Source organism: Streptomyces sp. NBC_00846, from assembly GCF_045207325.1.
Taxonomy (GTDB): domain Bacteria; phylum Actinomycetota; class Actinomycetes; order Streptomycetales; family Streptomycetaceae; genus Streptomyces.
In genome coordinates this window covers 1,034,150-1,060,746 of sequence record NZ_CP108846.1, presented here as the reverse complement: position 1 = coordinate 1,060,746, position 26,597 = coordinate 1,034,150, and the positions used below count along the sequence as shown (strand labels likewise).

Here is a 26,597-nt window from a genome sequence, read left to right as displayed (position 1 = left end):
TGCTCGTCATCCGAGCTGAAGGTCATGGGGCGTTCCTGAAGAAGAGAAGGGGGGTGATGCGCCTGCGTACGCCGTGGAGCGGGCCGTTCGGCTGCACACGGGCGCCGTGGAAATGAGCCGGATCATCGGCTCCGGAACGGGTTGTGGGGGCTCACCCGGCGGTTTCCATCCGGGCGAGCAGTGAACGGACCAGGGTGGGCAAGTGGCCTGGGCCATCGTTGATCCAGATGTGGTCGGTCGCTTCGCCGAGGACGTACGTGGCGTCGTCGAGGAGGCCGCTGGAAATTTCCATGCAGGCGTCGGTGATCCGGGTGATGGCGAGAAGGGACTCGGAGAGCACGGCGACGTAGTCGCCCGGCGGGAGGTGGGCGGCCTCGGCGGCGGTGCGGATCTCCGTCAACTCCAAGTCGCTGAAGGCGAAGTCGAGCTCGCTGTCCCGCTCGTCGCCGTCGGGCGTGGTGAAGGTGGGGTCGTCCGGTGGCTGTGTGGGGATGCCGACGCGGGTGCAGATCTGGTCGACCGAGGTGGTGAGCTCGGCGAGGGACTCGGTGAGCCATCCCAGCGCGGAGGCGTAGGAGGCCAGGGTGAACAGACCCGCCGGCGTCGCGCGGCGCGGCTCGGCGGCCAGGAATTCTTCGAGCCGATCGTTCAGCTTGCAGATCACCCTGGGTCCGGCCGACAGCGCACCCAGTACGGGGTGCAGGTAGGAGCGGCTGGCAGCCGTCGGGTACTCGGCGGTGAGGATCCCGGAGACACTCTGCGCGGCATCGGTGAGCAGGCCCGCCAGTTCGGTACGAGTCAGCGGGGCGCGGTCGACGATCATCGCTGGGGAGCCTTTCGGGAAGCGGTGGCAGGGGGCTGGGCCGCCGCCACTGGGAGGGGCGTCGGCTGGTTTGCCGTGTGGGGAGAGCGGGAGCGTGCGGCCTGCACGCGTGCTTCGGCGGCCGAGGAGGCTGTCTCGACGTCCGCGTTCTGGTGGGGGCCGGTGCGCAGGTGGGCCGTGCGGTAGACCGCGTACTCCTTCCGGCTGCCCGCGGCGACGAGATAGACCTCGCGCTTGTGGTGCGAGGTGGACGGGGCGGGGCGGAACTGGATGACCATCCGATAGGAGACGGATGGGTCGACGTACACCTTGTGAAAGCCCGCGAGACGGCCCTTCAACGGCAGGCAGTCGTCACTTCCGTGGACCAGGTTCTGTAGCTCCAGTAGCGCCAGATCACGTATCTCGTCGGGGAGTTCGCGCAGGTCCGCGATGGCGTCCGGGTGCGCGGCGAAGGCGAAGCGGGCGCGGCTCACATCGACCGCCCAGGGCTCGGCCGCGGGGTCGGTCCTGGCGACGGCAGGCTGTGGGTATCGAGGCCGGCCTTCGGAGTTGCCGAGGAACCGGCTGAGCGGGTGAGGGCGGCGCGGGTCCGCAGGGCAGCGCCGGTGTCCCTGCCGTCTCCCGGTGGGTTCGGCAGCGGGCTGTTGCGGTCGTCCAGCCAGTGCCGGGCTGCGCTCTCATCGGCGAAGGCGCCCTCACGCGTCGTGTACGTGTGTGTTTCGAAGTCTCCCTCTTCGAGGAAGATGCGAATCGGTGCCTGAGCAGCGCTGGAGTCGCGGGTCAACGTCCATGTCTCGCAGGGGTCGTAGTCCGAGGTGTAGCTGTCCAGGACCGTGTACCGGGTGCCAGACGTGCGGAGCTTCTGCTCGACCTGTGTGGTGAGAGCGTCGGCGGGCTGTATGAAGTCGTCGCCGACCTGGGAAAGGCGCTCCGGTGGGCAACCGTGCTCGACCAGCCAGTTCTGAGCGAAGGACACGGTGGAGTGATAGGACGACTCGAACGTGAAGGTGTTCTGGTTCAAGTCCCGTGCGACCTTGATCGCGCAGATCTGGGGTTCGCCGGGCACACCCCAGGTGACCGAGGCGTCGTGGGCGACGACGAAACTGCGGGAGACGTCGCGGGCGATGTGGTGCTCGGCAAGGACGGTGAAGTCACCGGCCCAGAACTGCTCCTCCGCGTGCTGGGAGGCCGCGTCGGCGGGTTCGAGGTCGTCGAGGTGGAAGTCGAGTTCGTCGCTACTCATGCGGTCAGTCCCAGCTGGTCGGGCGCGGGGGTGGCCAGCACGCGGTGGTTGGGCCGGGCCGGGCTCGTCGTGCACGCGGCGAACGGGCCGTCGGGAGCACGGAGGTGGACCAGTGTCTGGTCGAGGTGGTCGCGGTGCCACGTCGAGGGACCGGGCAGGCCGGCCTCGGCGTCGGTGAACTGCTGCCACGCGAGCCAGAGGGCGTGCAGCCGTGCCACGGCTTCGGGGTGTTCTTGCCACCGCGTGCACCACGGGCGGGTCGTGCTGATCTCTCGCCCGTAGATCGGGAGGAGGAGGTGGTTCACCCAGGCAGTGAGGGCGGTGAGTTCGACGGCGTATGCCTCACCGCCCAGGGCAATGATGAACACTGAGGTGGGGCCCGCTGCCGACTCGGAGCCCGCTGCTGTTGCTGGAGCGTCGTCCGTCGGCTGGGGGGCGGGTGTGGGCTCGGAGCTGAGGCGGTCGAGGAGGACGCCGTGCTGTTTGACCTCGGCCATGGTCTTGGCGAGGCTGCTGGCGAGGTCGTCGAGGTTCTCGTCGGGGACGCGGAACGGCTCGGGGCCGGGGGCGGTCGCGGTGGTGTCGGGCATCGGGGCGTGCTCCCTCTGTGGGACGGCGACATGAGAAAGAGGATCCGGAGAAGCCGCGATTTGGCCCGGCCGGGAAAACCCGGTAGCCGGGCGCTACGCCGCCGCGCAGCGAGGACAGCGAGGGAAGGGCGGGGCCAGCAACCGCACCGCCCGGGCGGCCTGTTGAGGTACGACACCGTTGCCGAGCGCGGTGAGCTGGGCGGGGCGGCCGAGCCCCGGGGTGGCGGTGATCCAGTCGGCATCGAGGCCCTGCATCCACTCGACGAAGTCGGCACGCAGCCGTCCGGCCGAGTCGGTGGGCGCCGGGGCGGGGCGGGTGAGCGTCTCCCACTGGGTGATGGCGGCTGCGTACGCACCCCATCGCCGGTCTACTCCCTGGCAGCCGGACCTGGTTCCGTCCAGAGCGGCAGAACGACCGCTGACGAGGGAGGGTGCCACCTCTTGCTTGGTCGGCGTTCCGTGGGGCCCGTGACGATGGTCGACGGTGTGGGCAGCAAGGAGGCTGCCGCGCTCGGCAGGGTCATGTCGCCGTCGCCCTGCCGCTGGTTGGGCCCGACATGTCGATGACCTACACGCACATCTCGGACCCACCGTCCTGGCCGACTACCAGGCCGTACTCCAGCCTGGGACCACCATCGCCGGCCCCCTTGCCGACACCCTCCGCTCCGGGCAGCTCGACCAGGACGCGCTGGACTGGCTGAAGACCAACTTCTACAAGACCGAACTCGAACTCGGCCGCTGCCTGCGCCTGCCCCAAGAGGGGCCCTGCGAGTGCAACCTCTACCTGACCTGCGCGAAGTTCGTCACCACACCCCAGTACGCTCCACGACTGCGCGAACGCCTCTGCACTGAACAGCAGCTGGTAACCGACGCCGAATCCCGCGGGTGGGACCGCGAGGTCCAGCGCCACCAGCGCATCAGCAGCCTCTTGGACGACCTCGGCGAACCCCACGCTGAGCTTCCTGAATAACCCCAGCCGGAATCTCCCGATCTTGTGGGAGTGCGGACAGCTACCCTGTCGCGCATGGCGATACGACAGCGGACGTGGCGGAACGTGGACGGCGAGCGTATTGAGGGCACCTGGCGGCACGCCTTCATCCGCAACGGCGGCAACTACTACCTCACCGACCTGCTGATCTACGCCGACGGAATGGTCGACTGCTGGGGTCTGGAGACCCTGGAGGGCTTCGCCGGCAAGCTTGCCTCCGGATGGGTCGCCACCGAACTGCCCGAAGGCGCCAGGGCATCGGCCCACCACCTCGCCTCGTGGAAGTTCGCCGAGCCGAAGACCTGGCTGACCCCCAAGATGCTGCTCGGCGAGGTCCGCGACGACATCGACAACCTCAACGGCCGTCCGAACTCCACCGGCCGCTGCCTCGCCGCCGTCGAGGTCTTCCGGGAGCAGCCGACCGAGGCCAACCGGACCGCCGTTCGCGATGCCTACGAAGCCATCCCGGAACACCTGCGGAGATATGCCCTGGGTGACATGGACCGCAAGGACTTCCCCCTCCGGGTCATCGTGACCGGCCCGGAGAACCAGATCGAGCTGTGGAACGGGAACACCGTCGACGTTACCGAGGAGATGCACGCCTCCGCCTTGGAGTACTTCGCGGAGCGCGAGCAACTGCGGAAGCAGTACGAGACGAAGACACCCGCCGACGGCCCGACCGAACCGGTCGAGAGCAGCGTCCATCTCAACCAGACGGTCTTCCCGCGCGGCTGGCCCGAGAACCCCGGCACCCTCGTACTGCGCAATGAGTTTCCCGCGCCAATCGTCTTGGGTAACTGGACCTATCCCACGGTTGCGCACGCCTACTGGGCGCTGGCGGTCGCCGACGAACACCGCCAGGCCGAGATCCTTGGCGCGGAAAGGCCGTACGACGCGCAGAAGATCGCTGAGGATTCCACCCTGCGCGACGACTGGCCCCAGGTTCGGGTCGCCGTCATGACGCGCTTGCTGCGCGCGAAGTTCCAGCAACATCCCGAGTTCGCCGAGACGCTTATGGCCACAGGCGCCACCCGACTGATCTACACCGAGATGGGATCGACCTTTTGGGGTCAACACGGGCTCGAAGGACGGAACTGGATGGGCCGACTGCTTGAGCTTACCCGCTCCGAACTCGTCGCCGCCAAGCTGGACATCTTGCAATGATCGACCGGACCAGCCAGACGCAGATCGCCTCAATCGAGTGACACACGACCGCGCGAATCGGCACCCGGCGATCATGAAAGTGTCCAGATAAGCGAGGAAGGTCCGCTCGCGGCGGTGAGGGGCCCCGATGTCGGAGGCGCGAAGCACGAGCCACCTCGCGTCGTACCGGAGGTCGGCCAGGGATCCGAGTACGGCACCGAGTGCTCGCAGAGGAGGCTGGCCTGGGGTGTCTCCCAGACACCACGGGCAGAATTCCACGTTGCCAGGGGAACCGGCGGGGGAGGTGAGGAGGCCGCGCACATTCTCGATCACAACCAGGCAGGGTCGGAGGGCCTCGACCGCATGGGCGACGTGCAGCCACAGCCCGGAGCGGGTCTGGGAGTTGAGTCCGGCCCGTCGGCCGGCAACCGAGACGTCTTTGACAGGGGAAGCCCGCGGTCAGGACGCACACCCGGGGGATGTTGGACCAGTCGACGGTCGTGATGTCGCCCAGGTTGGGCACCCCGGGCCAGTGCCGGGCCAGGATCCGCGAGGCGCCCGGATCGACCTCCGCATGCCAGGCCAGGCTGCCGCCGAGCACGGACTGCACCCCGAGGTCCAGCCCTCCGTACCCGGAGCAGAGCGAGCCGATCAACGGCGGGTGCACGCTGTTGGTCCTATGCCACCGCCCCCGCACGATCCGGCCCGGTGCGGCCGCTGTCGGCGTGGCAGCGGGAGGCGCGGGTCGGGGAGCGGGAGCTGTGGTCGTGGACCGGCTACGGGCGGCTCGGAGCCGTACGGACGGAGGTGAAACCGTCGCCGACGCGGCGTGAAGGGAGTCGGCGGCTTCGCGCAGGGCCGTGTCCGCCGCACCGAGAGCGTCTTCCATCACCCGCACCGCTGCCTCCCGGGCCTCCTGGGCGTCGGGCCGGTTACGGAGATGCCCGGTCCGGTTCAGGAAGGCGAGCTGGTGAGCCGTCTCCCCGAGGGCGGATGCCGCCTCGCCGGCAGGTCGCGCAGCGGCGGCGAAGCCCGCGATGACCCGGGCCGTGTGGACTTCGTGGTCCTGGGCCGCGGCACGGAGGAAGACCTCATGGCCCAGGTCGGTGATCAGCTCGCCGAGTTCGGACATCTGCCTGGCGACGGCGACGATGCCGGGCAAGCGACGGTAGTTCCCAGGGACCGGGACCTTGCCGCGCTGGGCGTCGAAGGCCGAGGCCATGCCACGCAGGGCTGAGATGTCAGAGCTGGGGGTGTTGTTGACGGTGAATCCCAAGGGAGAGGACGAACAGAGGACGGGGGCTTTCAGCTGTGGCCGCGCGAGGGAGATCGCACGGCAGCAGGGCCGGGCGCAGAGCGGGTCCGGGCCGAGGACGGCGAGATTGGGTGTGGCGTGCTGCGAGCGAGAGCGGCGTGCACCCGCGCAGGAGAAGGCCTGTTCGACGAAGAAGCCGGGGCCGTTGGTGGCGGAGGAGAGTGGCCGTTCGCCGTCCGCCAGCGGGTACGTACGTCATCGAGTGGACCGAGCGCGTGCAGGGCGTGATTGATGAGCTGCCCAGGAGACAGCGACTCGTTCTCCGCCAAGCCCCGAATGGTGCGAGCGGAGGTGACGGCGGTGCGGGTGACCGAGGAACGGATCACCTGCTCACCGAGCCAGTCGGCGCTGCCAGGACCCACACCGTCACAGATGGCGGCGACCTGCCCGCCGGACAGCGTGCCGTCGGCCAGCAGACCGCGCCGCTGCGCCTCCCAGAGCAGGGTGATCCGGTCGATGGGCTCGCCCCGGTGGTGCAGCGCGCCAAGGCAGCGGTAGAGCTGCCCGTGGGCCGGGTCGGCGAAGTCGCCCGGCCGCAGCCAGCCCACCACCTCGGCCATGGCCCTCGGCCGCTCGACAAGGACGGCCAGCAGGAACCGTTCGTCCTCGGCGACATGGTCCGTCCGAACCATCGGCGACGGGGCTGCCGGGGCGGTCGCCGGCTGAGCAGCCGGTGCGACCGGGCGCGGTTCGGTTCCCCACCGCCGTGCGAGATCGTCGAGAACCCCGCTCAGAACGTCCGCGTGGTGCAGGGCTCCCTCTACCGCGCCCCGCAGGGCGTCGGCGCGAGCCGCCTGGTGAAGGCGGATCGCGTGCGCGGTGACGCTGCGATGGATCGCCCCCTCCAGCACCATGCGGCCGTATGCCGGAGCATGCTCGGGGCGCGGACAGGCCGAGACCAGAGTGTGGGCGTACACCGCGCTCAGCCCCCGTACGTGGAGGACGGCCTCGTCGACCGCGTCGGTCACCCACGACAGCGGCACCGTCCCGTCGTCTGCCAGCGCGGGGTGTCCATCGGCTTGAAGCTTGCGTAGGGCGGCGAACAGCGCCCGGTGGACCGGCCGGTCGAAGTGATCCGATGCGAGCCAGTCGAGATGCGCCAGCTGGCCCGGGTCGAGCAGCACGGAGCCCAGTACCGCCTGCTCCGCGCGCAGCAGCGGGTTCATCGTCGCCCTCCGGCGTCGGTGGAAGGAGGTTCACCCCGCCGGGCATGGAGATCGGCGACCGCCTGGTCGGCAGCGGCCATCGCCTTGGCGAAGCCGTCCAGCACACCGGTGAACACGGGGTCGGCGGCGAGAACCGAGCCGGCCCCGCTGACCAGCCACCACTGTCCGTCACGCAGAACGACCGGGGAGCGTACGAGCCGCCCGGGACGCGGCGTGGGCGCACTCATGCCGACAGCCCGAAGCCGTCACGGCCATGCGTTTTCGCGAGGGCCCGCTCGGTGATGGCCTTCGTCGCACGGGCCGAGGCCGGGCCGACCACCTTGGCGGACGGCTCCCTGTACCAAGGCCGCAGATCAAGCATCGCCACGCGGATACCCGTGGCCAGGAGCAGTGCCTTGCCCTTGGGCAGGGCACGGATCGCGTCGGGCGGCAGGATCCGCTCGCTGCGCATGCTGACCGACGTGGACTTGCCGCTGTCGCTGGTGGATACCGACGTGGTCTGCACGTCGTGGTCGCCGACCTGCCTGCTGAGGCGGTCGGCGAAGTCGGCGTCATCGATGCCCGATCCGATGATCTTGATGGTGGCGGCGGACCAGAGTGCGTCCATGCCGGCCTCGCCCCAGCACCGCTGGCCCTGCCGGTAGGACTGCAGGATCGTCATCGGGATGACACCACGACTGCCCAAGTGGCTGTAGAGGTCGGGGAGGTCGGAGATTTTGCAGACGTTCGCGGCCTCGTCCAGGACGCACAGGGCGGGCGGGTCGAGCCGTCCACCGGAGCGCTCGGCGACGATGACGGCGGCCCGCATCACAGCGTCGGCCGCCGCGGCGATGATCGCGGACGCGCTGCCGCCACCGTCCTTGCTGAGCAGGTACAGGGTGTCGCGGGAGGTGGCGAAGGCGAAGGGATCGAACTCGGGGAGCCCCTTGGCAGGGGTGACCCAGGCGGCGACGTCCGGGTCGAGCAGGCAACTCGCGTACTGGCGTGCCGTCTCGTAGATGCCGTCGCGGGTCTCGGTGGCGCCGGAGACGGTGCCCTGGAGCTGGGCGGCGACCGCGTCGTGGCCGGCGTCGGTGAGGAGGTCGACCGGGGTCCGGTCGGCGGGGGAGGCGAGCCAGGCCAGGACATCGGTGATCGGCCGCCGGTGGCCGGCGGCGGCGAGGAACAGTGCGCCGAGCGTGTTGGACGCGGCAGTGGACCAGAAGTCGGCGCCGTTCGACTCGTCGACGCTGGCGGCGACGAAGTGCCCGGCAAGGCGTTTCGCTCCGGCCAGGTCGCGGGCGTCGGCCAGGATGTCCCACCACATCTCGCGAGGGTGGTGGGCGATCTGCTGCGGGTCCAGGGTCCAGATCGTGCCGACCTCGGCCCGGGCGTCGACCGTCGCGGTGAAGGCGTCGTTCGCCGCTTTGTTCGACGTCAGCAACACCGGACCTGGAGCCGCGAGAATCGCGGGGATCGCCAGCCCGGAGGTCTTGCCGGAGCGCGGGGCCATGATCGCGACGATCACGTCCTCCCACGAGGCACGGACATCGGAACGCCCAGGGGAGAGGGTGCCGAGCAGGATGCCGCGGTCAGCAGGAGCGGCCTCTTTTACACTCCCGGCCGCTCAGGGACGGCCGCAGGCTCCGGGCCTTGGCGGTGATCTCCTTGTCCAGCAGCGGGGCGAGGTCGCCCTTCCGCGCGAGACCGTTCTTCGCACCGCCGCGCAGCCGTATCCACACCACCAGGCCGAGGACGGCGAGGCAGACGGACAGCAGGCCGGGAATGATCCGTGCGCCGACGAGCAGGGAGGTGGAGCTCAGGCTCGGCCACAGCACCTCGGGGTGCAGCAGCGCGTCGGTGGCCGTGTACGGGGCCCAGGGCCCGGTACCGACGAGGGAGTTGCTGAGGTTACCGGTCAGCCAGGCCAGCGAACCGAAGGCGAGTCCGACGCCGAGTAGGCCGAAGAGGAGATAGAGGAGCGCGTCCGACCCGGTGGTGGTCGAGGGCGCGCTGGTACGTGGTGCGGGCATGGTGGGTCCTGGGAGTGAGCGCAGACGAGTGATGGGTGGTGGGGTGCGACGTGCGTTCTTCTGCTGGTCATCGGGAGGGGCACTCCGATTCGGGGCGGCAACGCAGCGCGGGGAGCGCTCCGGCGAGGGCATTTACATCGCTGGCAGGAAGGAAACTGATGCACCACCTTGGCGGGGCATCGGGCGGTCAGAAGTGAGGGTTCTCGGTGGTCCGGTCGGCCTCGGTGGCGGCCTGGAGCAGCTCGGTGAGGTCGTCGGGGGTTCGGAGGAGCGCTGGTCGATCCACCACCCGGCGCGGGTGACGGTGCGGGCGGCCTTCTCGATCTCCTCCCACTTCCTTTCGCTGGTCTCGCCTTCGAGGACCAGGGCGGTGTAGGCGGCGGCCATGACCTGGTGGCGGCAGCGCACGCCCCAGGGCACGGCTCGCTCGGTCCCGTCCAGGGGCGGCATCCGGTACTGCTGCGACCAGGCTTCGGATTCGGCCCGTTCTTCGGCGCGCTTGGCCTTCAGCCAGGCGGTCTTGTCCGGTTCGGCGCCTTCCTTGGAGGCTCGCCAGCAGTCGGTGCACTCCTGCTTGGCGAGCCACTCGGCAAAGCCCGCACGCCGGTCGGCGGCCCGGTTGGACAGGTCGCGGTCGGCATGGTGACCACAGGAATGGGTGATCTGCCAGATGGTCTTCACTGTCATGGAACGGTTCCTTACGGGAGGTGGGGTCAGCGGTTGAGGGCGAAGGGGATGCGCGGGTCAACCGGCCGGGCCGCCGGAGTGTCGTCGGCGGAAGCCGGCGTCCTGGCCGGGAGGCCGTCGCGGGCTGGACTGGCAGTGAGAGCGGCGGCGCTGACGAGGGAGGCACGGGTGAAGCCCCGGTCGTGGTCGGGGCGCGCGGTTGCTGCGGGAGCAGGAGGGCGGCGATCAGCTACGTCCTGGGCGAGGGAGGGCTGCACCGCGGCCTGGAGATCGGATCGATGCATCGACAGAGTGGCGGCGGCGACTTTCCCCAGGGCTTCGCTGCGGTCGGTGGTGATGGGCAGCGTGTAGATGTCCAGGGCCGGGTTATGGCGCCAGCCGTGCTCCTCCAGGACGAGGCGGCCGCCGAGCGCGGAGGAGTGGTCGTCGGTGGCAGCGATGATGCCGAGCTGCGGATGTTCGGCGAACGCGACGTCGGGAACCATGCGCGGCGGCCGGTCAAGGTCGGCGGTCGCTTCCGAGGCCAGGGAGGGGTCGAACGCGGCATCGACGTCGACCTGGTAGCCGGCGTCGCGCAGCAGCGTGACAGCCCGGGTGGCGCGGCCCTGTCCGTCACGTTGCTGGTCGGCCAGTGTGTACAGCGTCGGCTGGTCAGGGACGGGGTGGAAGTCGAAGCCTTTCAACATCCATGCGCTGGCTGCGAGATGTTTTGGGTTCGCGGCGACGATGCCGTAGTCGGGGTGGCGGCCGATAGCTACGTCGGGAAGCGAGTCGTAGTGGGTGGACATGGCTGATCCGTCCGGTGCGGGCTCGGGAAACGCTGTGGTCGAGGGCCGAGGTGGTTCTGCTGGTGCGGGGCATCGCGTACTCCGGCGGGAAGTGGTCAGCGACCGAGTGCGGACGGGGGATGGGCGGGCGGAAGCGCGGGACGTACGGCCGGAGCCGCTGGCATTGGTGCCAGTGCCGTGAACTGGGCGGTCGGTGAGAGTGCGCGAGCGGCACTCACTCGCGACGGGGCGGTGTCCGGTCGCGGAGGGACGCCGAGCTGATCGAGGCGTCCGTCGATGGCGGCGAGCAGACTGGGGGCGCTGCCGCCTTGCTGGGCGTGGGAGCCGTCTGGCTCCGAGTCGTAGATCACTTCGTGGACTGTGGAGTCGTTGGGATGCCCTCGGGTCACCAGCCAGCTTGCGGGGTGCCCGGGCGGGTGGTCGGTCGGCGGTTCCTGGGGCGGCGAGATGATCAGCGAGCTGCCGTCCGGGAGGCTGGCGTGGACGATGTAGTCGCTGAGGCCGTACTCGACAGTGCACTCCAGGCCACGCTGCCGAAGGGGCACGGTGAGGTGACCGTATCCGTGCTCCGGCCCCTGCGGGCCGGCGACGGCCTGCCGGAGGAGCGGTTTCCTCGGGCGGGCGGATATCGGTAGGTCCTCCTGATGGAGCGGAACCCGGGGTTCATCGGGACGCACGAGCTTTCTCCTTCTCCTTGGCCGGGTGCCCGGTGACCGACCGCGCGAGCCGCTGGTAGGGGTGAGGGGCGCGGTGTTCCACGAGGATGCGGCGATCAGTCGGCTTGGTCCTGCCGGAACTCGGTGCTATCGACGTCAGCGGGAATGACGTGGGGGCTTCGGGTTCGACGCGGGTGGTGCGGGAGGCGAAGCGGGCGAGGCCCCGCGGATGCCGAGAGCGGAGCGAGCGAGGGCCGCCTGGGCGCGGCCGGCCTGCGAGGCCCGATCGTGATCCGCTCGCTCGGCCAAGTAGCCGGCTGCCCGGGTGAGCGCCAGTCCTTGGGAGGACAACTCGTCGGCGTAGTGCCAGCCTTCGGAGTTGCGGATCTCCTGCGCATGGCTCGCGTAGATCTCCCGTGAGCCAGGGAGCGAGTCGTCCATGAGCGCCATGATCTGGTCCCACTCGTGCCGGATCCGGCCTGCTCGTTCCAGAGTGGTGTCGATCCCGCGCAGCCGCCGGAGGTCCGCGCTGACCGGTCCCTCGACGTAGTCGGCACCGTGGGCGGCGGCGCGGACTCCGGCCAGGACCTCGGGGCCGTAGGCGAGGAAGACCTCGACGTGCTTCCACGCCTCTGCGTCACGGGTCACTTTGCCGTCCGCGTAGCCCTTCTCGTCGATGGGCCAGCCGTCCTCGTCGCAGAAGGAGTCCGAGACCGCGTCCCAGGCGTCGGATGCCCGAATGATGCCGGCGGCGGCGGAGGCGAGCGCGGGGATGTGCTGCCTCCATGCCAGTTGATCGGTGGCCGTCAGGGGCTGGCCTTCACGGGAAGCGGGAGAAGAGGGCATGGTTGGTCCTCGTTGCTGTGTCGATGCCCGCTGGGAGGCGGAAGCGAGCGGACGGGGCTGGGGATACGTCCCTACTGCCGTGGGTGCGTTCTCGTCAGATTCGTTTCAGTCATGTCCCTTGTCGTGGTGTAGGTGATGCGCCCGTGTGGGTGGGTGCCACCCCGTAGGGGCGCGTTTGTTGAGGGGAGCTTTTGTGGAGAAGGACACGGAGCGGGAGCGCAGCGCAGAGGCAGCACCGAACGCGTACGAGCGGGTCCTCGCAGAGGATCGGCGGGTAGTCCGGGAGTCACTGCGCTCCAGCCGTGGTGGGGCACACGGCGGTCTGGTGGTGACGGCCGTGGCGCTCGGTGTGGTCGGGGCTTTGGCGGGTCCCAAGTGGCCGTTGATCATCGGGGGTGCGATCGCGGTCTGGTTTGCGCTGGCCTTGGGGGTTGTCCGCCGACGCGGCGGACGGGGCTGGAAGGCGACCGAGCGTGCATACATCGCGACCTTCGGCTGGGCCCAGTGGCTCTGACCTGATCGGGGTCGGCCTGGCGGTCAGTTGTGCACGCCGCTATTCCGATCACGGGCCGGAGCTCCCCGGCCCGTGCAACAGGAAAGCCCCGGTTCCCCGACCGGTGACCGGGCGTGGGCTCTCCGGCACACACGCCCGATGAGTTCCACCCGCTCGATGCTTCAGAATTGACGAACCCACGGGCTTATGCCGACATGCGGGCGTCGGTGTCGAACAGTTTGCGCTCGGCCGGGTGCAGGATGTGCTGCGTGATGAAGGAGCGGCCTGCGACCTTCCACAGGCCCCGTCCCTTGGTCAGGGCGGACACGGCCTGGGTCTCGACGCCGGTCAGGCCGAGGAGCGAGGCGGCGGCTGTGAGTTGGTCGGGTTCCTGGCGGTAGATGATGCGGGTGGAGCAGTCGGCGAGGAGGCCCTCGGCCAGCACCCGGCCGCGTGAGCCGGCATCGCCCGCGCTGAGCAGGTCGCTGAGGCGGTGGATGACCATGAGGTTGGCGATGCCGAGTCCGCGGGAGAGCTTCCACTGTGACTGCATGCGTTCCAGCAGGCCGACGTGCCGCATGACACGCCAGGCTTCGTCGTAGATCACCCAGCGTCGGCCGCCGTCCGGGTCGGTGAGGGCGGATTCCATCCACGCTGAGGCGCAGGTCATGGCGAGGACGAGGGCGGTGTCGTCGCCGGAGCCGCCGAGGCGGGAGAGGTCGATGGACAGCATCGGGGTGGCCGGGTCGAAGACGACGGTGCTCGGGGCGTCGAACATGCCGCTCAGGTCGCCGTGTACCAGGCGGCGCAGGGCGTGTGCGAGGTCCTGTGCGGCAAGCCCCATGTGGCCGGCCTGGTCGCCGAGGGCCCGGTCGAGGCGCTCGGGAGAGCCGAGGGCGTGGGCGATCTCGCCGAGCAGGGGCACCGTGCCGCCGGCGTCGGCCTCGGCGACGACCAGGTCGAGCGCGAGGTCCAGGGCCGTGTGCTCCATCGGCAGGAGATCACGCTTCAGCACGGTACGAGCGAGGCCGGCCAGGAGCAGGAGACGGCGCTTTCGGACCTCGGTCGACCAGTCGTCCTCGCTCACCGACGCGGGCCGGGCCGGAGCATCCAGCGGGTTCAGCCTGCCGGGGAGGCCCGGCCCCAGCGCGATGCTGTAGCCGCCGAGAGCCTGTGAGACAGCCGTCCACTCTCCCTTGGGATCGCAGGGCACGTAGACCCGGTAGCCGTGGGCGATCGCCCGGGTGGCTATTGACTTGGCCAGCGCACTCTTGCCCATGCCGATGATCCCGGCCAGGACGGCGTTCGGGTTCGTGAAGCCCTCGATCCTGCCGCTGCTGTACAGCGAGAACGGGTCGTAACAGAAAGCCGCTTCGGCGTGTACATCGCGGCCGATGAAGATGCCCTCCGCGCCCAGGCCGCCCTCCGCGAGGAAGGGGTAGGCCCCGGACACGGTGGCGGTGGTCATCCGGTGGGCGGCCAGGCGCAGTTTGCCGCCCCGAGCCGAGGAGGAGCCGGGGCGCCCGGACGACGGGAAGACCGGGCGCAGCTCCGGATCGAGCAATTCCGCGGCACGGTGCTTGGGCGCGGCGCCGGCCAGGCGCGCCTGACGACGGGCCTCGGCGAAACCGTTTCGGGCGGCCCGCTGCTCGGCACGGGTCGCCTTGCGGGGGACGAACAGGTGGGAGGCGCTGGCGCGGGTGCGGGGCATGAGTGTTCTCCAAGTGGAAGGCGGGGTCAGTGGCGTACGAGGCCGGTGAACGGTGCGTGCAGGTCGGCAGGGGTGGTGCGGCGGCGCACGAGGCGCGCGGTGCGCTGGTGGCGCTGGCAGACGGTCAGCTCGGGCGCCCCTTCGGGCAGGGCGGCCCGGCACGCCTCGGGTTCGGGCACTTCGCCGGAGTCCGGCCGGGGCGCCGCGTGGTAGGCGGTGTGGATGTGGTCGGCGGCCTGCCAGGCCCTGGTGCGGGCAGCACGGAGGGCGTCGCCCTCGACAGGGACGAGCTGTCCCGTGCGGGAGGCGTGGGCGTCGAGCAGTTCGTACAGCGAGACGAGATGGGCGTGCAGGGCGTCCAGCTCGGGTCGGGTGGTGACGAGCGGACCGCCCGGGATGTTGAGCGCGCGGTGGAAGTCGAGCGCGGCGGTGGCGAAGGGCACGAAGTCCTGCGCGGTCGTACTGGCGGTGCGGGACATGCGGGCGCTCTTTCACAGGAGAGAAGGGGACGAAGGCCGGTTTCAGACGGTGCGGGCGAGCGGCATGGCGGCGGTGGTGAACGCCTCGGCCTGCTGCCAGGTGAGCGGCCGCAGATCGAGCTGCGCGCCGACGGCTGCGGTTTCCACGACCGCGCAGGCGGAACGCAGTTCCTCCTCGGAGTCGGCCGAGACGGTCAGCAGCCCGGTCAACGCGACGTCCGCGTGCCCCGCGATGAGCTGGCGTTCACGGGACTTGATGTCCTGGTACTCGATCGAGTCCGCCTCGGAGTCGACCTGCCCACGCCGCGTCCGTTCCGCAGCATCCGCGATCACGCTGGCCTTCCTGCGCTGGACATCGCGCAGGGCGGCGTCCAGACCCTTCGGCTCGTACGACAGCGACAGCGTGCGCCGTACCCCGGCGGTGAACAGGAGCTGGTGCAGGAAGCCGGCCGAGGTTTCGGTGCGGGGCCAGTTCTCTATCCAGTACGTGGCGTGGACGGCCGAGTCGGTGGCGATGTGGTCCGCCTTCTCGACGACCACGACCGGGCCGGCGGCAGCGGGCTCTGCCTCGGGGCGGCCGCTGACCGACCAACGGTCCAGTGCGGAGAGCGCCTTGGGGTCGTACGCGGTTCGAACGACAGCCGCGATCTCGCGAGCGGTGAGCCAACCCGTGGGGTTGAGCCCGGCGGTCCGTGCGGCCTGGTCGAACGTCGAGGTCAGTTGGCCCAGGACGTTGAAGGATCCGGTGAGGCCGCCTCCGGCCTGGTTGATCAGGCGGCGTGCGGCCTTGGCGTCCAGCGACACGGCGACGTACGCCTCGTGCGGTGCCGCGGCCGGGCCCGCGCTCTGGATCAGCTCGCTGTAGATCGCACCGGCCATGGGGGTGTCGGGCCGGCCGTTCTCCTCCCAGTACCGGCGCAGCGCGTCGCCGGAGTCCGGGACGGTGCGCTCGATCACCTGGATCCTGGCCACCTGACCGGTGCGGGCCAGTGCGGCCAGCGCGCGCCCCCAGCCGTTGACGTTGGCGTTCTGCGTACCGGGGTCGAGTAGTGCGTAGGCGCGGGAGGAGACCTTGACGACGGCGGTCAGCGTGCCCGTGTGCGGGTCGTGGACCGCGCCGTAGCGGCGGTCGGGTGCGGTGACCGCGCGCAGGCTGGCCGCTGTGCCGGGCAGGTGGAGGAGCCCTTCGCGGACCGGGCGGTGCGAGGGGCGGGTGAGCCAGACCAACTGCTTGCGCAGCCGGCGGACCAGGTATCGGGTGACGATCGGAGTCCAGTCGGCCAGGGCGCGGCCTCGGTGGCGGACGAAGACGAGAAGGGCGATGGCGGCCCATACCGGAATGAGTTCAAGAGCGCCGATCACACCGCGGGCGAGGATCACGGCGAGCAGGAGCAGACCGGCGAGGCCGGCGATGATCAGCTGCGGGGCGGTCAGGCCGAGCAGGATGCCGCGCCTGCTGCGGTGCGGGAACTTCACGGTGGCCGTGGTGGCTTCGGCCTGAGGTTTGACGGACATGGTGGTTCCAGAGGGTGGGAGCGGGCGGAGGGCGAGGCGTGCGGCGTTCTTCTGCAGGGCATGGCGAGGCTCCGTTTCCGCTGGTCGGTGGTGTGGGGGAGTGGGGGCGAGCTGTGGGTGCGGCTCGCCCCCGGTGGTGGTTGGTCAGGAACCCGCGGGCGGCTGGGTGGGCTGCTGTCCCCAGCTCGTCGGCGTCGGGGAGCCTGCTGCCGACGGCCCCGTGGGCAGCAGCGACGGTGCGGAAGGGCTGCTCGTTCCCCCGGGCGCAGGGGGAGCGGGCAGCGCGACACCAGCGCGGGAGACGCTGCTGACCGGGGCCGACACGCCGGCGAACTGAGCACCCGGGGCGGCGCCTCCTTCGGCATCCTCCGGTTCGCCCTCGCTGGGCCGGGTGATGAGCGGAGGGATGCCAGGGCGCTGGATCAGGGCGCGGCCCTTGTCGCCGGTGGCGTTCGGGTCCTCGCCGTAGCGAAAGCTGGTCTGCGGCTTGGGCGGGCCGGAGTCGATGCCCTCCTTGCTGAGGTTGCCACCGGCGGGGTTGATGCCGGAGGCGACACCGTCGGTGCCTGCGCCCGGTACCTGGCTCGGACCCTGCGGCGAAGGGGCGCCTGCGCCGGTGCCGACCCGCATCGCCATGCTGCCCGCGGTCTTCGCGGCCCCCGCGGCGACCGCCATGCCGGCGACGCCGGTGCGGTGCAGGTCGTCATGGCCGCCGCCGTCGCTCGCCCAGTGGACGAACTTGTACGTCGCGTACGGGCACAGCAGGACCAGGACCATCACGACGATGCCGGCCATCGCGTCGGACAGGGCAGCCATGCCGTCGTGGGCATCCGACTTGCCCATCGCCGAGACGCCGATGAGGAAGACCACGGTCATCAGTAGCTTCGAGACGACCAGGGTGGCGGTGGCCTCGATCCAGCCACGCCGCCACCGCTTGGCGACCTCCCAGCCTCCGCCGGCTCCGGCGAAGACGGCGAGGGAGACCATGACGAGGACGCCGACCTTGCGGGCGACCATGACGCCCCAGTACAGGAACGCGCCGATCGCGCATCCGAGGGCGACCAGGGATGGGACTCCCCAGCCGAGGCCATACATCGCCCCCAGCTCAGTGACCTTCACCACTCGGCGGATCGCGTCGTCGACCGAGCTGTTGGCCGCTTGGAACAGGCCGTCGGACAAGGCGTCGACCACGGTGATGGCGACGGAGGTGAAGGCGATGGCACAGAAGCTGAACAGGACACCGGTCATGGTGCCGATCGCTGCCTGGGCCAAGGCTCGCTCGTCGCGTCGCCAGGCCGCGAGCATCAACTGGATGCAGAACGTGCCGACGGTCAGCGCGAGCCCGATGGGCAGCAGCAGTTCGTAGTTCTCCCGGAACCACGACGCGTTGAGGTCGATGGCGGTGGTCGCGTTGACGGTCCTGGCGGCGAGATCAGCCGCGCTGGCGGCCAGTTCACCCATGGACTTCGCGATCCATGCCCCGATGCCGTCGGTGACGGCCCCGGCGGGGTTGGTGGCGAAGTCGACAGCGCCGCAGACCTTGTCCATCAGCGGAAGGTCGCAGACTCCCATGGTGGTACCTCCTTTCCGGGCTGGGGATCAGGGCGCGACGGACGGCATGACGCCGGCCAGGGCGCAGGGACGGTCGGGCCGGCACTGGACCGCGAGGGTGGTGACGCGGTTCTCCGCACCACCGGCGGGCGAGCCGTTCCAGGCGATCGACTGCTTGCCGGAGACGGTCACCGCGTAGACGTACGCCTGCGTGATCGTCCCGGGGGCCGCCTGAAGGGCCTGGGTGAACGCGTCCGGGAAGTGCCCCTCGTTCACGGTCGCAGTGGCGAACTGGCCGTTGACGGCCATGTTCTTCCACAGCACGGGCGAGGGAACGACCGCGTCGACCGAGTCGCGGTCGGCGTACTTGCTCTCGGTGGTCAGCCACCCGTGCAGAGAGGTCAGCAACTCCGCCTGGGAGTACGCGCGGGTGTCGTAGGACCACAGAGCTGTGGCGGCTGCCTTCCCGAACGCGATCGGATCGTGCGTGTCCGGTGGGACCGGGAGGGCGGCGGAGCTTGTGATCGGCGACGGCGACCCGGCCGGCGAAACGGCCGGGGCAGAGGGGGAGACCGAAGTCGCCTGAGTTGCAGGGGGCTTGGCGGGTTCCCTGCCGTCGCGGGTGAGGTAGGCGGCCAGACCGGCCAGGGCGACGAGCACCACCAGGACGGCGGTGCCGAGCAGCGCCCGGCGGCGCACGCTCGATGCGCCGCCGGGGTTCGAGGAGCGGGAGGACATCAGCGGACCTGCGTCCCCAGCGTGCTGAAGAACGCCACCACACCATTCGCGGCACCCAACAGGAGCGCCGCACCGGCGCTGACCAGCACACCCTTCTTGCCGTTGGCCTCGGCCTGGTGGCCGCCGGAGTGATGGCCCCACGCCCACACGCCCGCACTGACGGCGAGCGCGCCGACCACGGCGATGATGCCGAAGAGGTTGATGGAGCCCATCACCTGCTTGAGGACGGCGAGGCCGGGCAGCCCGCCCTCGTTCGGCTTGATCCCGGGGTCGTAGGCGAGCTGGACGACCTTGTCCGCGAGATACATGTAAGAACTCCAGTTCGATTCAATACGCGTCAAAGCCCGAGCGGGCGGAGCGACGGTGCGAGAGCGGAAGGGGGGTGGAGGAAGGGCAGGTCAGGCGACTCGGCGGGCCGCGAGGATCTGCGGCTTCCAGGACGCGAGGGACGTGATGCGGACCACGTCACCGGTGTGGGGGGCGTGAATGATCAGGCCCTGGCCGATGAACATGCCGACGTGCTCAGGAGTGCTGACCGACCCCTCGGTGAAGAGGAGGTCTCCTGGCCGGAGAGCATCGGCCGATATCGACTTGCCGTCCTTGACCTGCGTGTACGTCGTCCGAGTCAGGGTGACCCCGGCAGCCTTGTACGCCTGCTGCATCAGCGAGGAGCAGTCGCACCGGCCCATGGGGTCCGGCCCATGGGCGTCGGTGCAGCTGCCGCCCCACTGATACGGGGTGTCGAGCTGGCCGAGTGCCCAGCGGATCGCTGTCTGGACCTCGCGCGGAGCGTCCGCGGGAATCTCGTACCCGTCAGGCACCGCGCCCGCCGGAATGGTCCCGAAGCCGGTGCCGTCCCCGTCCGTCGTGCAGCCGCCCGCAAGGCCGGTGGGACTAGCCGAACCGGACGGCGAAGGAGCCGTTGATGCTCCGTCGGCCTTCGGCAGCAGGGGCTCGATCGCCTGCTGCAACGCGGTGGCCAGTGGCTCCCACTTGGCGTAAGCTCCGGGAAGCCGGACCTCTGCACCGCCTGAGCGGCCTGGGTGACAGAGAGGGACTGCCAGCCCGAGACCTTCTTCAGCCCCTCGTAGAACTTGGTCGAGGCGTGCACCGGGTCGAGGATCTCGTTCGCGGTGCCCCACCCCTGCGACGGACGCTGCTGGAACAGTCCCAGCGAATCGCGGTCGCCGTAGGTCAGGTTCCGCAGTCCGCTCTCCTGCAAGGCCGTCGCCAGGGCCACGACCTGCCCACGGGCCGGAACGTTCATCGCGACGCCGGTGGCCTGGATCGTCTTGGCGTTGGGCACCTGCTCCGCCGGATCACCCAGTCCCGGCACGGAGACCGCTTCCTTTCCGCTGCCGTCCAGGATCGCCTTCACCTGAGCGGCGACGGCCGAGGTATCCACAGGCGGTGTACCGCCTGCAGAGCAGGAGGCCGAAGCCGCCCCAGCGCCGAGGGCGAGGATCGGAACCGCCAGCAGTAGCGGACCGGCCGCGAAGAGACCGACGACGGCTCCGGTGGTCTTCTTCATCGGAGACACCGCTCACCGAGACGGTGATACCGGCCGGACAGCGTTGTTGGGTCGGGACGCGGGGGTATCAGTCCATGCTGCATCGCAGCGGCTCCTCGATGTTCGTAGGAGGCGTGGTGCCGGCTTCTCGTGCAAAGCCGCCGGCACCACGCCGATGTGAATCCGCCTCACAGGGCAGGCCCAGGCCACAGGAGTTGGTAGCTCCCGGATGCTGGTCGCAATTGATGGGCGGCAGCCGGCCGCGCTCGTAATCTCAGGCGGTACACCGGATCTCCTCACGGCTTCAGGAAAGAAGGGCCAACGGGATTGCCACGTTGCTCGCCCGAACGAGACAACACGGATAAGCGCAGGTCAACGGGTGCGAAACGAGGTTCCGACCTGGTGATGTGGCGAGACAGTAGACCGGGATTCCGGCCGCACCAAACGGCTCCCGGGCCCGACCCAGGTGCGTGAAGCGGCTCGTTAGGTGCGGCCGGAACTCGCGGTTAACCTCCGGCGCAACCCCGCTCGAAGCGACTGCTGTTGAACGCCGTACGGAGCGGGTGCAGTCCCGCCGCGCACTGAAAGAGGTCCCGCACATGAGCTACACGCTGCACCGAGGCGACGCCCTCACCGTGCTGAAGTCCCTCCCGGACGAGAGCGTCGACGCCGTCATCACCGACCCGCCGTACAACTCCGGCGGACGCACCAGCTCTGACCGCACCGGCCGCACCGCCCGGGCGAAGTACGTCACCAGCGGATCCGCGCACGACCTGCAGAACTTTCCCGGAGAGAACCGGGACCAGCGGAGCTATCGGAGCTGGCTCACCGTCCTGCTCACCGAGGCGTACCGGGCCTCCACCGAGCACGCGGTGGCCCTCGTCTTCTCGGACTGGCGCCAGGAGCCGACCACATCCGACGCTCTGCAGATGGCGGGCTGGACCTGGAGCGGCACGATCCCGTGGATCAAGCCCGCCAGCCGCCCACGCAAGGGCGGGTTCAAGCAGTCGGCCGAGTTCATCACCTGGGGCGTCAAGGGCAGTCTGGCCAAGGATCGGGACCTTTACCTGCCCGGCCACTTCGTCGCCTCCCAGCCGCGCAAGGACCGGGTGCACATCACCCAGAAGCCGATCGAGATCATGCAGCAGCTCGTGCAGATCTGCCCCGAAGGCGGCACCGTCCTCGACCCCTTCACCGGCAGCGGCTCCACAGGCGTCGCCGCCCTGCGCGAGGGACGCAGGTTTGTCGGAGTCGAGCTTTCCGAGCATTACGCCGACGTTGCCGAGCAGCGACTCCGCGCCGAGCTGACGAAGGACGACTTCACCCTGGCGGGACCGGAGGAATGACGATGAGAGTGGAGAGGCCGAAGCCGCCAGCGCACAGACGTGGAAGGGCGGCTGGTGCATCCAGAACCCGATGCACCAGCCGCCCTTCTCTTTGCGTCATGTCGCCTCGAATGCACGCCGGATCAACGGGCCGGCCTTCTCCAAGTCGGCCGGCGACGAGATGCGCACCTCCAGGTCCCCGGTCCCGAGGTGGCCGACGCCGCGCATGTCACGGGAGAATCCCTCCTCCAGCTCGACCGTGTCCGGGTCGAGTCTGAGGTAGACCAGGATCGCCTCGTGCTTTGGCCGGAAGACCACCGAGGCGAGATTCACCAGCTGCCGATAGGCGATGTAGTGCATGAGCGGAGCAACCTCGACCTCGCCCCACGCCGTGAGTACCTCGTCCAACTCCGCGTACAGGTCCTGCAGACAGCCAGGAGCCACGCCCCGGCTCACCTGGACCGACGGACTCGCGTTGCCGCGGCCGGCGCGGGACGCCTCTTCCCGCGCCCGTCGCCGCCACAGAGCCGGAGCAGGACGGGGAGAACCGGGCGCGGACTCGATCAACATCAGGCTCAGCAGCCCGCCGTCGAAGACGCGATAGCGCACCAAGTCGATCCGCTCGTACAGGCGGTGCACCGCTACCCGGTCGTGATGCGAGAAACTTGCCGCGATGCAGACTATCCGCGGATTCCGCCAGTCGATCGATTCGGCTGCCTCGGCGCCCAGCTTCGCCTTGACCACGGCTTCGAACTCGTGATGTGCCGAGTCCAGCCACGACAGATAGAAGGCAGCCTGCGACAGGACCCCGCTGTCCGAGCCCTTCTTGTACTCGATCAGCACGGGGACGTTGTTCTCGTCCAACCCCAGAGTGTCGATCCGGCCCCGGTGCCACGGTCCCGTCGGGTACTCCGAGGCCAGGAAGCGGATACCGAGCATCGACGCCATCCCTGCCTCGACCCGCCGCTGCAGTTCTACCTCCAGGGCTACGGCCGAACCCTGCACTTCGACGTCCCGGCCGTCTGCCGCACGTCGAAACAACTTCAAGTCAGTCACAGGAGCCCCCGTCGCATTGCCCTAACCCGACATCAATCGCGGCGAGGGGCGAAGTATTCCCGGGACACGAGAGGATCTGACGCGGAGAGAGGGCTGCGCCTGTGGGAACTCCCAACAGTGCGGACCGTCCCGACTCCGCGAGCTGTCAGCCGGTGCTGCTGCTGAACTTCGAAGTCGGCTGCTCAGCCACTGCGTAGTCAGCAGTGGTGGGCGCTACCGCCTGAGGGAAGCCGACGCGGGACCGACGGAGCGCGAAGGGGAGCGCCGACGCCTCGGGAAGCTCCGGCACGGGCGGCATTCAACCAGTAGTACATTCTGGCCAAGCAGAACGGGTTCTGGCGGCCTTCCCGGACGTAGCGCGTGAGGATCGATCGCGTACGAGGCTCCGTTGTCGGCCGTTAGCCTGTCAGTATGTCGGAGCGCCTCATGCTCGGCCGCACGGACGGCCTGATCACTCTGGTTGCCGCGGATGCTCTGTGGGTCGGTCTGACGGCCGACAGCGCCGTGCCGACGGCTACCGGGGCATTCGTCTGCCCTCCTGCCCGAGCTCAGGTGGGACACGTCCTGCTCGGCAGCCACGTGGCCGCGACGGTGAGGGCGAGCAGCGGTCAGTGGAGTGTTCCGGAGGCCGAGGTGCGTCGTGCGGCCGGGAAACTGAACGCGGTCCGGATGGATCGGCAGGACCTGGTCCGCATCGGCCCGTTTCGTGGGGCGCCGAGGTGGGAGTCCCACGAGGGGGCGCCGCTGCCTTGGCGCCGACGCATCACGGAGGAACTGCAGGAGCTGAGCGACCCTGAGCGGGCAGTACGACATGAAGCCTGCCGGCCGTACCTCCTGGCGGGGATCGACTGGCGGCACATACTCGTGGAGCAGACCCGCGACGAGGCGCCGCGCACATGGTGGCTGCCGCGGGCTGTGGTCAGACTCCTGGACGCGGCCGAGCACGCCGAAACGCAGTGGATGCAGGCCGCGCGGTCCCGCCAGGCAAGCGTGGCAGCGACCGCCACCGAGCCGCGCTCCCACCCCCGGCAGACCCCGGACCCCGGCAGCCGGCAGAAGACGAACCCCGAGCCCCTCACCCCCGCTCTGCGCCCGTACACCAAAGAGCTGGAAGGCCAGCTGTACTCGGTACTCAGCAGGAAACCCAACACCTCCCGCAAGGTGGCCGAGTGGGCGTGTGCCGTCTGCCGCAACGCACCCGCCACCGTGCTCGACCACTGCCACGAACACGGCTACGTCCGCGCCCCCGTCTGCCAGTCCTGCAACACACAGGAACGCCCCGACCACCTGTACGACAACGACGTCCGCGTGGCGAACCACTACACACGCCTCTTCCACACCGACACCGACACCTGGCTCCGCCACTGGCACCGCTGCACCGGCTGCCGCGCACGCACCACCCTGCCCCTGCCGCACCTCGCCGCATGGACCGCCCACACCGCCTGCCGACCACTGCGCCCGACCCACCGCGCCTCCCGAGGGCGCAAGCCCTGCGGCGTTCTGCGGGTGTCCTGGTCGGGGAGCTACAGCGCGCCCCATTCCTGCCTTCTCACTGTCGCCGTCGACTTCTGCCCCTCCGGCGAGCACCGTGTCCTGGCGCGTGTCCCCTACCGCGTTGCCGCCGAGCGATTCCGAGCGTGGCTGGCCGAGACGGCCCCTGCCGTGGCCGCCGCGGCCGGCCCGGACCGCCTGGACGGCCTCCCCGCCCAGTTCCGGCCAGTCATCCTGGACACCAACGGTGAGGATCTGGAACTGTTCTGAGCAGGCACCAAGATCCCCGACAGAGTCAAGCTCAAGGACTCTTCCCCGATAGGGTGTTGACGATCTGAGGCGTTGACAGGGGTGGATCGTGAGCAAACTGCACGTGGGGTACGTCCGCAAGGCGATCGAGGATCGTTTCACCGGCCTCATCGACATGTCGGATCAGGCGCGCCTGTCGGAGGCCAATCGCCATCAGGCGCTTCTGAGCCGTGGTCTGGCCGCGCTCGCCGCGCAGATTGAGCACCCGTGCAGCGACCGGGTCGCCGCCACACGAGTCTTCGACGGGCAGGACGACCAGGGCCTCGACTCGATCGCCGTGGACTTAGGAACCACGCGCTCCAGGGTCTGTCTGGTGCAGGCGAAGTGGAGCGACCAGAACAGAGGAGGCTTCGGCGAGGCCGAGGTACACAAGATGTTCCACGGTCTGGACCTGATGCTCGACCGGAACTTCAGCCGGTTCAACCGCCGCTTCCAGCCGTTCGTCCCGGACATCGAGCGGGCCTACGACTCCGGCACTCCGAAGATCACCTTGGTGCTCGCCCTGATGCGCGAGGCGCCGCTCAGCGACGGCGTGCGCGACCTGATCAAGATGAAGCAGGACGAGCAGAACCAGGTTGTCCGAGACATGGTTGAAGTCAAGGTCCTCGACCTGCGCGACTTCCACCGCGCGATTCTCGGTGAGTCCGCCGCGCCGAAGATCGACACCAAGGTGCAGTTGGAGTGCTTCGGCCAGGAGTCGACGCCGTACAAGGCGATGTACGGCACCATGACTGTCCCCGACCTGGCTGATCTCTATGAGGAGCACCGGCGCGGCCTTTTCGCCCGGAATATCCGTGACTCTCTCGACGAGAGCGACGTGAACTCCAAGATCAGGGAGACTCTGCGGGAGGAGCCGGAGCACTTCTGGTACTTCAGCAATGGCATCACCATGCTGTGCGAGTCGATCCAGCCGATCGGCCGGGCACTGCCCGGCAAAGTGGGCAACTTCCAGCTGTCCGGCGTCAGCGTTGTCAACGGCGCGCAGACGGTGAGTGCCATCTACCGGGCCTTCACCGAGGATACGGGCGCGGCGCAGGACGGGCGGGTCCTTGTGCGCCTGATCTCCCTGGAAGACTGCCCGCCCGGCTTCGGTGACCAGGTGACCACCACTACGAACACGCAGAACCCGATCGAGGAGCGCGACTTCAAGTCCCTCGACCCCGGCCAGATCACGCTCCGCGAGGACTTCGCCAGGCTCCTCAAGCGCAGTTACGTCACGAAGCGCGGCGAGACGGTGCCCGACTCGGCGCATGGCTGCTCCATCACCGAGGCCGCCGAGGCGCTCGCTGCCGTCAGCCCGAACGCCCGGCTCGCCGCCGTGGCCAAGCGCGACGACAACCTTGCCGGGCTGTGGGAGGACCACAACTACCAGGAGACCTTCGGCTCCGAACCGAACGTCTTCAAGGTCTGGCGCAGCGTCGAGCTCCTCCGCGAGGTCCGGGCGCAGCTGCAGTCCCTCCGCGAAGGGCTGGTCTGGCGTGCCGACGCGGCGGCCTTCTACGGCGACCTCCTGGTCACCCACATCGTCTACCGTCGTCTGGACACCCGGGCCATCGAGGACCCAGAGAACGACTGGGCGGTGGAACTCGCCAAGGTGCCCGACCTGGTTCGTGACTCTCTGTCCTGGGTGCTCGACGCGATCAATAACGAGTACGGCAAGTCCAGCCACATCATCGCCGCCGTCCGGAACACCGAACGGATCGAGCGAGTGGTACGTGCGGCCCTGCGCAGGCTCGACTCCGAGGAGGAGGCTCCGGATCTCAACGAGGACTACCGAGTCGCTACGGCCGAGGCTAAGGGGCGGAAGATGAATGCCGTGACGACCTTGGTCGCCGCCTGCGAGATCGAGGAGGGCACGGTTCTGGAGTTTCGTCCGTACAGCAAGCCGGAGCGCCGCGAGATGACTGAGTGGCTGGCGGCGGATCCGCGGCGGGCCCAGGCAACGTGGAGTAACGAGGCAGGGCGTAGCCCCTTGCAGTGGCACGCCGACGATGCGTGGTACTCGCCCAGTGGCCTCGCGCGGAAGATGCGCTTCGAGGCGTCCGGGGCAGACAGCGCGGTGCAGGGCACGATCCGGTGGTTCGTGCCGGGGCAGGGGTCGCTGGACGAGCTGGCGCTGGCGGTGCGGCTGCGGGAGGGTAACGAGCCGACGGAGACGTGAG

The 26,597-nt window shown here is 69.4% G+C and carries 24 protein-coding genes and 5 pseudogenes; 7 read left to right on the top strand and 22 right to left on the bottom strand.

Annotated features, from left to right (window positions below; all coding sequences use genetic code 11):
* Window positions 1-151 precede the first annotated feature (151 nt).
* The 5 genes from OG936_RS04895 to OG936_RS04875 form a co-directional block, all read right to left on the bottom strand.
* Window positions 152-823, bottom strand: a complete 672-nt coding sequence (locus OG936_RS04895; RefSeq protein ID WP_406492779.1) for a hypothetical protein — start codon at window positions 821-823, stop codon at window positions 152-154.
* A complete protein-coding gene (locus tag OG936_RS04890; protein ID WP_398597145.1) occupies window positions 820-1,296 on the bottom strand; it encodes a hypothetical protein in 477 nt (158 codons plus the stop codon). The genes OG936_RS04895 and OG936_RS04890 overlap by 4 nt, the downstream gene beginning before the upstream one ends.
* The gene (locus OG936_RS04885; protein WP_406492777.1) at window positions 1,293-2,066 is read right to left on the bottom strand and encodes a glycosyl hydrolase; all 774 of its coding nucleotides are present in this window, start codon (window positions 2,064-2,066) and stop codon (window positions 1,293-1,295) included. Before OG936_RS04885 ends, OG936_RS04890 begins: the two co-directional genes overlap by 4 nt.
* Entirely contained in the window at window positions 2,063-2,656 is a 594-nt protein-coding gene (locus tag OG936_RS04880; protein ID WP_406492775.1) for a DUF4913 domain-containing protein, read from the bottom strand. Before OG936_RS04880 ends, OG936_RS04885 begins: the two co-directional genes overlap by 4 nt.
* A gap of 93 nt (window positions 2,657-2,749) precedes the next feature.
* Window positions 2,750-3,094: a hypothetical protein gene (locus OG936_RS04875; RefSeq protein ID WP_406492774.1), complete on the bottom strand. Its 345-nt coding sequence runs from the start codon at window positions 3,092-3,094 to the stop codon at window positions 2,750-2,752.
* Between the two features lie 46 nt (window positions 3,095-3,140).
* On the opposite strand from OG936_RS04875, the gene OG936_RS04870 reads away from it, so the two are divergent.
* Both OG936_RS04870 and OG936_RS04865 read left to right on the top strand, forming a co-directional pair.
* Window positions 3,141-3,626, top strand: a complete 486-nt coding sequence (locus tag OG936_RS04870) for a hypothetical protein (protein WP_406492773.1) — start codon at window positions 3,141-3,143, stop codon at window positions 3,624-3,626.
* A gap of 54 nt (window positions 3,627-3,680) precedes the next feature.
* Complete coding sequence (locus OG936_RS04865) at window positions 3,681-4,808, top strand: NADAR family protein (protein ID WP_406492771.1); 1,128 nt, start codon at window positions 3,681-3,683, stop codon at window positions 4,806-4,808.
* 153 nt (window positions 4,809-4,961) lie between these two features.
* On the opposite strand, the pseudogene OG936_RS04860 reads toward OG936_RS04865, so the two are convergent.
* Together OG936_RS04860 and OG936_RS04855 are read right to left on the bottom strand one after the other, a co-directional pair.
* Window positions 4,962-5,174 (bottom strand): annotated as a pseudogene (locus OG936_RS04860) (C-5 cytosine-specific DNA methylase); the annotation flags it as partial.
* Window positions 5,175-5,295: 121 nt separating this feature from the next.
* Window positions 5,296-5,676: pseudogene (locus tag OG936_RS04855) on the bottom strand (hypothetical protein); the annotation flags it as partial.
* On the opposite strand from OG936_RS04855, the gene OG936_RS04850 reads away from it, so the two are divergent.
* Window positions 5,617-6,024, top strand: coding sequence for a hypothetical protein (locus OG936_RS04850; RefSeq protein WP_406500779.1), 408 nt, complete (start codon window positions 5,617-5,619; stop codon window positions 6,022-6,024). The pseudogene OG936_RS04855 and the gene OG936_RS04850 sit on opposite strands and share 60 nt — an antisense overlap.
* A 68-nt stretch (window positions 6,025-6,092) precedes the next feature.
* On the opposite strand, the gene OG936_RS04845 is transcribed toward OG936_RS04850, so the two are convergent.
* The 7 genes and pseudogenes from OG936_RS04845 to OG936_RS04815 all read right to left on the bottom strand — a co-directional run bounded on the left by OG936_RS04845 (window position 6,093) and on the right by OG936_RS04815 (window position 12,257).
* Window positions 6,093-7,268 (bottom strand): DnaB-like helicase N-terminal domain-containing protein, encoded by a 1,176-nt coding sequence (locus OG936_RS04845; protein ID WP_403231037.1) that lies wholly within the window; start codon window positions 7,266-7,268, stop codon window positions 6,093-6,095.
* Window positions 7,265-7,495, bottom strand: a complete 231-nt coding sequence (locus tag OG936_RS04840; RefSeq protein WP_406492769.1) for a hypothetical protein — start codon at window positions 7,493-7,495, stop codon at window positions 7,265-7,267. Before OG936_RS04840 ends, OG936_RS04845 begins: the two co-directional genes overlap by 4 nt.
* A pseudogene (locus OG936_RS04835) lies at window positions 7,492-9,280 on the bottom strand (type IV secretory system conjugative DNA transfer family protein). The gene OG936_RS04840 and the pseudogene OG936_RS04835 overlap by 4 nt, the downstream one beginning before the upstream one ends.
* Window positions 9,281-9,467: 187 nt before the next feature.
* Window positions 9,468-9,967 (bottom strand): annotated as a pseudogene (locus tag OG936_RS04830) (hypothetical protein).
* A gap of 26 nt (window positions 9,968-9,993) precedes the next feature.
* The gene (locus tag OG936_RS04825; protein WP_403231039.1) at window positions 9,994-10,755 is read right to left on the bottom strand and encodes a hypothetical protein; all 762 of its coding nucleotides are present in this window, start codon (window positions 10,753-10,755) and stop codon (window positions 9,994-9,996) included.
* A 95-nt stretch (window positions 10,756-10,850) separates the two neighbouring features.
* A complete protein-coding gene (locus OG936_RS04820; protein ID WP_406492767.1) occupies window positions 10,851-11,432 on the bottom strand; it encodes a hypothetical protein in 582 nt (193 codons plus the stop codon).
* 135 nt (window positions 11,433-11,567) lie between these two features.
* Complete coding sequence (locus OG936_RS04815; protein WP_266412472.1) at window positions 11,568-12,257, bottom strand: hypothetical protein; 690 nt, start codon at window positions 12,255-12,257, stop codon at window positions 11,568-11,570.
* 193 nt (window positions 12,258-12,450) lie between these two features.
* Between OG936_RS04815 and OG936_RS04810 the strand changes: the two genes are divergently transcribed.
* Window positions 12,451-12,771, top strand: a complete 321-nt coding sequence (locus tag OG936_RS04810) for a hypothetical protein (RefSeq protein ID WP_399475103.1) — start codon at window positions 12,451-12,453, stop codon at window positions 12,769-12,771.
* A 184-nt stretch (window positions 12,772-12,955) separates the two neighbouring features.
* Here the strand turns inward: OG936_RS04810 and OG936_RS04805 are convergent, their stop codons facing one another.
* The 7 genes and pseudogenes from OG936_RS04805 to OG936_RS04775 all read right to left on the bottom strand — a co-directional run bounded on the left by OG936_RS04805 (window position 12,956) and on the right by OG936_RS04775 (window position 20,275).
* Window positions 12,956-14,461, bottom strand: a complete 1,506-nt coding sequence (locus tag OG936_RS04805; RefSeq protein ID WP_399475102.1) for an ATP-binding protein — start codon at window positions 14,459-14,461, stop codon at window positions 12,956-12,958.
* Between the two features lie 26 nt (window positions 14,462-14,487).
* Window positions 14,488-14,940 carry a DUF6238 family protein gene (locus OG936_RS04800; RefSeq protein WP_306104624.1) on the bottom strand — a complete coding sequence of 151 codons (453 nt, stop codon included), beginning with the start codon at window positions 14,938-14,940 and terminating at the stop codon, window positions 14,488-14,490.
* Between the two features lie 42 nt (window positions 14,941-14,982).
* Window positions 14,983-16,455, bottom strand: coding sequence for an SCO6880 family protein (locus OG936_RS04795; RefSeq protein WP_403231040.1), 1,473 nt, complete (start codon window positions 16,453-16,455; stop codon window positions 14,983-14,985).
* Between the two features lie 144 nt (window positions 16,456-16,599).
* On the bottom strand, window positions 16,600-18,027 hold the full coding sequence (locus tag OG936_RS04790) for an ATP-binding protein (RefSeq protein WP_403231041.1): 1,428 nt from the start codon (window positions 18,025-18,027) through the stop codon (window positions 16,600-16,602).
* A gap of 27 nt (window positions 18,028-18,054) precedes the next feature.
* Window positions 18,055-18,744, bottom strand: a complete 690-nt coding sequence (locus OG936_RS04785) for a hypothetical protein (protein WP_403231042.1) — start codon at window positions 18,742-18,744, stop codon at window positions 18,055-18,057.
* Complete coding sequence (locus OG936_RS04780; protein WP_266621993.1) at window positions 18,744-19,052, bottom strand: DUF6112 family protein; 309 nt, start codon at window positions 19,050-19,052, stop codon at window positions 18,744-18,746. Before OG936_RS04780 ends, OG936_RS04785 begins: the two co-directional genes overlap by 1 nt.
* A gap of 90 nt (window positions 19,053-19,142) precedes the next feature.
* Window positions 19,143-20,275 (bottom strand): annotated as a pseudogene (locus OG936_RS04775) (C40 family peptidase).
* Between the two features lie 578 nt (window positions 20,276-20,853).
* Between OG936_RS04775 and OG936_RS04770 the strand changes: the two are divergent.
* Window positions 20,854-21,600 carry a DNA-methyltransferase gene (locus tag OG936_RS04770; protein ID WP_403231044.1) on the top strand — a complete coding sequence of 249 codons (747 nt, stop codon included), beginning with the start codon at window positions 20,854-20,856 and terminating at the stop codon, window positions 21,598-21,600.
* A 96-nt stretch (window positions 21,601-21,696) separates the two neighbouring features.
* On the opposite strand, the gene OG936_RS04765 is transcribed toward OG936_RS04770, so the two are convergent.
* Window positions 21,697-22,635, bottom strand: a complete 939-nt coding sequence (locus tag OG936_RS04765) for a DUF5655 domain-containing protein (protein ID WP_403231045.1) — start codon at window positions 22,633-22,635, stop codon at window positions 21,697-21,699.
* 411 nt (window positions 22,636-23,046) lie between these two features.
* On the opposite strand from OG936_RS04765, the gene OG936_RS04760 reads away from it, so the two are divergent.
* Window positions 23,047-24,396 (top strand): endonuclease domain-containing protein, encoded by a 1,350-nt coding sequence (locus OG936_RS04760; protein ID WP_406492765.1) that lies wholly within the window; start codon window positions 23,047-23,049, stop codon window positions 24,394-24,396.
* A gap of 88 nt (window positions 24,397-24,484) precedes the next feature.
* Window positions 24,485-26,596 (top strand): AIPR family protein, encoded by a 2,112-nt coding sequence (locus OG936_RS04755; protein ID WP_406492764.1) that lies wholly within the window; start codon window positions 24,485-24,487, stop codon window positions 26,594-26,596.
* The last annotated feature ends 1 nt before the right edge of the window (window position 26,597 follow it).